The organism is Rhizobium sp. BK098 (genome assembly GCF_014193155.1).
Lineage (GTDB): Bacteria > Pseudomonadota > Alphaproteobacteria > Rhizobiales > Rhizobiaceae > Rhizobium.
In genome coordinates this window covers 1-6,996 of the sequence record NZ_JACHYY010000033.1, presented here as the reverse complement: position 1 = coordinate 6,996, position 6,996 = coordinate 1, and the positions used below count along the sequence as shown (strand labels likewise).

The window sequence follows — 6,996 nt, the reverse complement described above, 5'->3', positions numbered from 1 at the left end:
CCAATCCCTTGACCAAAGCCTGATCAGAAAACCATATTTAAACGTGGCTCACTTCTCGGTGGAAAAACCGGCTCTGTTCCGCGTGAAAACCAACACCCCCTAGCCGTGTCGCGCGTCGCCTGCTCTGGGCGCTGTTAAGGAGGGGCGCATAGGTGGCTGGTTTTCATTCAGGCCTTTCCGCCGCTTGTGCGAGCGGCTTGAAGTGAACAGGTTTTGCCACTATCGCGGGCCGCATTGCGCCTTAGAAGTGGTCACCAGCGTTTCTTTCGCTGCACCAAAAAGCGGACATTCGGCTTAAAGGCGGTGCATTCCATGTTTTGCGCCCGTCGCTTTGTCATCAGGTCTTGGCGTATCGCCACTGAGTTGATCAAGGGCAACCTACGAAGCTCGTGGGTCGTAAGAACAACCTCTTTCAATGACGTCGTCGAGACGGGTAGCGCCCCGACGTTACGATCGCTTGGGCTCTTCTAGGAGTCGCGTATCGCGCGGGGAATCGCTCGGAAGGTGCGGCTGCGCGATCAGCAGAGTCAGAAGAACTATCCCTAGCATAGCCAAGCCGGCAGCGTAGAATATCGTAAGCCGTCGTTCTGAATTCGTTTTCCAGCACAGGATTTTTACGTCCCCACTCATCTGCGAGATTGTCATGCCAAGACCTATTCCCGGAATTCGATCGGCAAACTCTTTTTCAATTGCGCTAGCGTGCTTAACAGCCCCTCGAAGGAAAATGTGGTACCAATACCGATCCATAAAAAAGAAGGCTAGCCAAGCGAAGCCGGCTGCGAGAACAAGCCCCACTCCCGCTGAAATTCGGACACCAAACACATCCGCCTGAAGGCCTTGCTGATAGGTGAAGCCGACCGACGCGATCAGCGCACCCACAACCGTTATGGCGAAATTCCTTATGCGCATTTCTAGATCATTGAAATGCTGTTGAACATCGACGGTCTTCTTCCAAGTTTCGAGGGCAAATTGGGTTGCCGTCTTGTCATCAACGATTGCACCGGCCTTATGGTCGAAGGACTCGAAGGCGCAATGAATGAAGATTTCTGCGAAGGAGTCTGTCAGCACTGCGCTTGGTTCGAAGTCGTGGCCCTTCTCAACGATGGCCTTTTCACGCTGTACATCTGCTTCGGTCCAATGGGACACCTGCCTCAGAAGGTCGTATTCAGGGCGGCGCTGACTCTCGCCATATTTTGCGTGGATGTCAAAGATACCGACATCGCGGGCCATTGCGACATCTTTGAAAAGGCTGTCTCCGACATAAGCGCATCTATCAACCTTTGCGCCTACCGCCTTGACGATATCTAACAGAACGCGAGGATTCGGCTTGAGCTCACCCGTCGGGGTGTGTCGGGATTCCGTGACTTGGAGTTCGTAAAACTCCTCCGGCAGCTTTCGCATACTGTCGACCGACACGCCATTTGGCATATCGTGGTCCTCAGGACTGAACATTACATCTATCACCCCATCCAAGCCGAAGCGCTTCAGGCGATACGCGCTATAAAATGCCATAGACTCTGTGTAAGCGACAATCTTTGTACCCTGGTCTTTGATCCGCCACAGGGACCGGAAAACGCTTGGGTAGAGTTTGAGATTGAGATCGCGACCTTGCCGCGACAATTCGATCGATTCTCGAAACGTCTTCCGGATGTCGCCGCGTTGGCGCAAGTCGGAAAGTGCTTCAATTTCCTCGAGGAGGAATGTGTATTCGGAGGTGCGACGTGTCTGGTGCACTTTTCGGATGTCAGCTTGAATTTCCGCTTCGGTGCGGTTGGTCTGTTTCAATATCTCGCGATAGACTGGCTCAAACGACGCGTACCATACCGCAAACCAGTCAAAAAGCGTGTTGTCAAGATCAAGGATAAGGGTATCGACGACTTTCCGGGGCACATGACGCCTTTCAAATTTTGTGGCCGCGCAGTTCGCCGCCACAGCTCAGCAATGGTAAAAATGCTCGGATCGGAGCGCACTATACCTCATGACAATAACGTTGTCTGTCTTGCGATCATAGAGCTACGTCGCACGAGCCGCGCCACACGTCATCGTCGCCAGCCTGCCCGCCGAGCCGTCGTCCAACTCGGCAGACGTCAATTCGGCGCCGCCGAGGATGATCTGCCCCGGTAGTGCAAGCGGGATTGCGCTGTCCTCCTTAACGCCATAGACGCATGCACCGTCCGAAGCTCCGCCACGTCTTCGATGGGGTGGTTCAGCCACCGCTAGCCAGCGGCGCCGTGTCCATGAAGACAGCGCCAACGATGCGATAAAGGCGGATCTTGCTCTCATCGAAGGTCAGCGTCGGTCGCCTGTCGCGCGGATCTGGCATCTGCACCGACGGCGAAATGCCGATCTAGCCCAGAGACCTGGCGAGCCGCCGCGCTAAAGTCTGCCTGTTGGCCTTATGGTGAGCTGCCCCTTTTATAGGCGATGATTTGTAGATGCCGTTTGCGACCGGACACCGCAAAAGAGTGTTTACCGTTTGCGCAATCGCACGGCAGACTAGTGACAGAGCTGGCACTTATAGGTAACGCTGGCAATGTTGGGGAATCCAATGCCAGAGCAATGACCCGATGAACTCATACCTGAAGATGTCGCAAGCCGTCCTTAGCAAGTCGCGCCAGCCACTGACGGCTCGCGAGATACTTGATGCGGCCTATCGCCTTCAACTGGTCCCTGATCATCTATTTGGAAAGACGCAGTACAAGACCCTTCACGCCCGTCTGTGCGAAGACATCCTCCACAACCGTAGGGCGTCTCTCTTTGTTAGAACTGCGCCGGGACGCTTTTCCCTGGCGTCGCGCCTCGAAGCAGGCGGAAGCGCGAGCGAGTATGTCGCGCCTCAACGATCCTATCAGCTCAAGCAGTTCGACGTCCTCTGCGCTGACCGGGAGGAACTGGATCCCGCGCTTCAGAGCGGGACTGGGCTCGTCGAATTCCAATCGATCGCGCAGCGGTTTCGACGTCAGGTGCCCCTGAGGATCGCCGAGAAGGATTCGAGGCTGATACATCTGCGGTTGCTCGTGATGATCTGCTCAAGCAGCGGGTTGCTTACCCTTGCCGCGATGGAAGGGTCGGAGTTCGGCAGCGGCCGCGCGATCGGACTGCTGGGCTTCCTCAGAGGGTCGGACGCAGACCTCTTCTCCGACGAGCCGTATGGCATCGATCTGGCCGCAAGACGGACGATCGCCGAGCAGTCGAGCGCATCGGTTCGCCGGATCCACGAGCTCACTAGGCGGCATCCCGGACAGGCTTTGCGCTGCATTCGCGTCGCCGATTCACATAACCGGAACAATTCCGTCGTCTTGTTTGTGCAGTATGAGTGCGAAAAGCCAGATGAGTTCATCCGCTTTTTCCCGGCCAGCCGCGCTCCACGTTGGACGCGGGTCCCGGCCGAGATCAATGATACCTCCACCCTGGAGCGCGTATCGTCGCGCTTTGTCGCACTAGCCGCGGATGGCGCAGTGGCTATTGCTTAGCCACTGCGATGACGCGGTCGAGAGGCAGACGTTTCAGTAGCTCTGCGAGCGTCTTCATCCCCGTTGTGCGCCATTTATCATCGGCCTTTGACGGATCCGCCATGTCGGAAACGACACGAAGCACCGAGACAGGGACTTTGAAGGCAGTCGCTGCGGCGCAGACGCCGCCCGCCTCCATCTCGACGCCGAACAGCTTATCTACGGAATCGACCATCTTCTTTCGGAGGTTGTCGCTGGCGACCACCTCGTCCGCACTGGCGATCTTGCCTTCCCAAAGGGACGGCGTTCTGCCTTTTTGCCAGTCGAACTCGTTTACGGAATGCGAAGCCCAAGCACCAAGATCGAACTGGTTGGATTTGGCGACTTCATAGACGGCCCGAGTGCAGTCAAAGTCTCGCCGGCGGAACTTCGATTTAGCCGCCCCGTTTTCGTCGTCGGTCACCTTTCGGTTCGCCAGGTCCACAACCGTCTCCGCGCAGATGACGGCGCCTTGCTCGATCCCGGACTCTTCAAAACCACCTGCGAGACCGACGCAGAAGAGCAGATCCGGCGCAGGATGTTTCGAAAGGTAGCGGGTGACCTCGACCGCGGCGGCGACCCGGCCCATCGCTCTAGGACAGAGGACGTCCACCCCCACGTCGCCGATCTTCCCAGATGCCGCAGGGCTCCCTGCGGATCGCTCCAAGTCGAAATGCTTGATAAGAACGTCGAGTTCTTCCTCAAGTGCCACAAATATCGCGATTGTCAATTGTCGTCCTTTCGAAGCAGTCGTTGTTTTCTGTGGTTTTTTCGGCTCATCAGATCCGCGCCGTGGCAGTCCGTGCTCCATCGTCAGATTGGCTGCAAGTTCGCCGAACGCGCTTGCGATCTCGACGACTTCGAAGTCTGAGGGGTCGGATATCGCTGGATCGAATCTTTCGGGGATCCGTGACCACTCGAAGGGCGTCTTCTTGATGGCCCTCGACAGATGGTATTGGAGATCCGTGTCCTTTGGGAACATCCTGGCAAAGCCGCAATAGACGTCCATCAGTTCGATGAACCCAGCATCGCGGCGGAACCTCATGATGGTGTCGGCGGAAGCTTCGAGCAGAAGCTTGTCGGCACTCATCCCATCTAGGAACACGCGGAATCTGCGCATGCTATATACGGCGCGCTCTGCAGGGAGGTAGAACTCCACTGGCATATGGGGAATGTCGGTGAGTACGATGGCTTTGAATTCCCGACAATATTCCTGGAAGTAGGTGTATTGCAGCGCGTCGCGCATCTCCCGCCGGAATGGTGAGGCGGATTCCACAAGATTCGGCTCGATCATCGACCAGGTGAGGGCCTTCCCGTCGTCAGCCAGTCTTGCGGGAATGGTACGCATGTTTTCGATGACTTCCGACGGCGCATTCTGGCGGATGCCGGACCAGGCCTGCAGTCGTGTGTCGATGCCGGTTTCAAAACCGTTCACGATCGTCGGGCCTATTTGGACCTTTCGTTGGACGAACGCGGCGCCGTGCGAACTGAGAAGGTTCATTCGTGTGTCGTCGTACAGGCCTGAATAGCGGTTTCGGGCGGGAGAGTATTCGAGCCGCTTCTTTTCGGCAAAGTCGGTGAGATTTGTCTCCCGCATTGGCAGACGAACGAGCCCTTTCTCAAGATAGGCGGACTGGACCTCGAACAGCTCGAAGGCGTATTTGTCCTCGACCACGAAGCCCGGTGGAGCGACGCAGAATTCTTCGCACAGCATGGCGCAGGCATTCATCGGGCCGCGAAGCGTGCGTGCGTGCTTCTCGTCACCGAAGATATCATAGAGCCTGAAGATTTCGCGCGTGTCGCGGTTCAGGAAATGGAGAAACAGGTTCCTTCTCATGCGCCCCTGGAAAATATCGATCGGAGGGCGGCTTCGATCTCGTTCTTCGTACCATCGTTATGGATCGTTAAATCGGCCTCGGCCGTGTCGAGCTCCGTCTCCGACCTGTGCCTGCCGTCGACGTCGAGATTAAACACTTGTCCTCTGGCTGCCAGGCGGCGCGTTCGGGTCTCGTCAGACGCTGTCACTCGGATGATCTCGAATCCTTGAGCGCGCGCGAGATTGTAGTCCGCTGCAAAACGCAGCGAATCCACACAGACTCGCTCCTCCGGCGCAGCGCCCCGCAGTGCCGCCTGCAAGAAGATCGAAGGATCGATCTGCGTCAGCGCGTCGTCTATCCGTTGTGTGGATGCCTTGTCCTCGTTGCCAAACAGAAGCATCGAGATCTGACGACAGATGGTGCCTGTCGATATGCGCCGGATCCCGTAGTCCCGCGAAATCTGCTCCGCCACCGTAGACTTTCCCGCCCCTGATTTGCCGATCAATGCAAACCGCCTCGCACGCGCTGCCGTCATAGTTGGTCGGCGCCTTTTAGCTTCGCGAACGCCTCTTCACAAAAAGCCGGGATTTCGGTGGGTTTGGATTGGGCCACGTCATCGAGGAGATCCCGAAGGACGAGCTTGAAGTGCTCCTGAAGCGGCGGGAACCGGTGAACCCCGATCCTTGAATACCGTATGGTGAAGGCCGCGTGGTCCGGTGTGATCCGGCCTCCCTTCCGAAGGCGTACGAAGACGAGCGCCTGCAGCTTGTCGAGGGCCTTCACGAACTGGGCCTCATCGCTGGATCCTTCGATGAGTTCCTCGAACATGGTCCGATAAGATTCGCGCAGCGAACGCCGCATGCTGGAGGCGAGGGCGTCGAGGGCACGGCGTTCTTCGCGATCCTTGTCGAGGCGCCTAGTCAGGTTGAACGCGTGGGTGTCGGATCCTTGTCCATCCTTGCCCACCGGATCCTTGTCGCCTGTCACGATCTCAGGCTCGTCATGTACGAGTGCCAACTCGATCGCACGCGCGCGATCGATCCATGGAAAATGCGGCGCCAGCAGAGGCACGCACCGTGCGACGTTGAAGGAATGGGCGGCGACGTTCTCAAGTTCAAGCCTTCCAGGAACTGGTCCGAGCTCGAGTGTTTCCTCCTCCCAGTACCGTTGGCCGAAGAACCGCACAAGCTTCTGTAGATCGTACAGGCGGTAGATCATGTCGACGTCCGCGCGGACATCCAACGGGTCGGGCAGGGAGACAGGGGCGATGTAGCCGTCGAACCCCAGTTGGTCCACGAGCATCTCAGTCTGAGACTTATGATGTTCGATCATCTTGGCTCTGATCTCGTTCAAGTGACCACCGATCTGACGCCGGAAGACAAACGTGCGGGCGCCACAGATTCTGTGAATATTTGTGGCGATATAGTAGATATCTTGCATTAAGGCGCAATTAATAATTGCGGGATAGCCGAGAGCACGACCGGATTTTCTGGAGTATTGCGAAGGAATGGTGGCAGTTAAGCTGAAGAAACACGCCGCAGCCAAAGATAGTAAGGTCTAGATTTCGTCACTCCCGGGCCTAGCGGTGCCGACACTAGGTCCTGTTGACAAAGTCTGTGACTGAGGTGAACTTCTCGCAATGCAGTTTCGCAACATCATTGAGCCTCCCGTTCAGGGGCAAGCATACC

At 56.8% G+C, this 6,996-nt stretch carries 6 protein-coding genes; 1 reads left to right on the top strand and 5 read right to left on the bottom strand.

Annotated elements, in window-relative coordinates; all coding sequences use genetic code 11:
- Nucleotides 1-447: 447 nt before the first annotated feature.
- Both FHT73_RS29020 and FHT73_RS29775 read right to left on the bottom strand, forming a co-directional pair.
- Nucleotides 448-1,890 carry an HAD family hydrolase gene (locus FHT73_RS29020; protein ID WP_183716507.1) on the bottom strand — a complete coding sequence of 481 codons (1,443 nt, stop codon included), beginning with the start codon at nucleotides 1,888-1,890 and terminating at the stop codon, nucleotides 448-450.
- Between the two features lie 316 nt (nucleotides 1,891-2,206).
- The gene (locus FHT73_RS29775) at nucleotides 2,207-2,329 is read right to left on the bottom strand and encodes a hypothetical protein (RefSeq protein WP_281409889.1); all 123 of its coding nucleotides are present in this window, start codon (nucleotides 2,327-2,329) and stop codon (nucleotides 2,207-2,209) included.
- Nucleotides 2,330-2,567: 238 nt separating this feature from the next.
- On the opposite strand from FHT73_RS29775, the gene FHT73_RS29015 reads away from it, so the two are divergent.
- Complete coding sequence (locus FHT73_RS29015; protein WP_183716505.1) at nucleotides 2,568-3,473, top strand: HTH domain-containing protein; 906 nt, start codon at nucleotides 2,568-2,570, stop codon at nucleotides 3,471-3,473.
- On the opposite strand, the gene FHT73_RS29010 is transcribed toward FHT73_RS29015, so the two are convergent.
- The 3 genes from FHT73_RS29010 to FHT73_RS29000 are packed head-to-tail and all read right to left on the bottom strand — an operon-like array spanning nucleotide 3,463 to nucleotide 6,661.
- Nucleotides 3,463-5,328 carry a hypothetical protein gene (locus FHT73_RS29010; RefSeq protein ID WP_183716502.1) on the bottom strand — a complete coding sequence of 622 codons (1,866 nt, stop codon included), beginning with the start codon at nucleotides 5,326-5,328 and terminating at the stop codon, nucleotides 3,463-3,465. The two genes, FHT73_RS29015 and FHT73_RS29010, sit on opposite strands and share 11 nt — an antisense overlap.
- The gene (locus FHT73_RS29005) at nucleotides 5,325-5,843 is read right to left on the bottom strand and encodes an AAA family ATPase (RefSeq protein ID WP_246712275.1); all 519 of its coding nucleotides are present in this window, start codon (nucleotides 5,841-5,843) and stop codon (nucleotides 5,325-5,327) included. The genes FHT73_RS29010 and FHT73_RS29005 overlap by 4 nt, the downstream gene beginning before the upstream one ends.
- Nucleotides 5,840-6,661 carry an HD domain-containing protein gene (locus FHT73_RS29000; RefSeq protein ID WP_183716499.1) on the bottom strand — a complete coding sequence of 274 codons (822 nt, stop codon included), beginning with the start codon at nucleotides 6,659-6,661 and terminating at the stop codon, nucleotides 5,840-5,842. The genes FHT73_RS29005 and FHT73_RS29000 overlap by 4 nt, the downstream gene beginning before the upstream one ends.
- Between the last annotated feature and the right edge of the window lie 335 nt (nucleotides 6,662-6,996).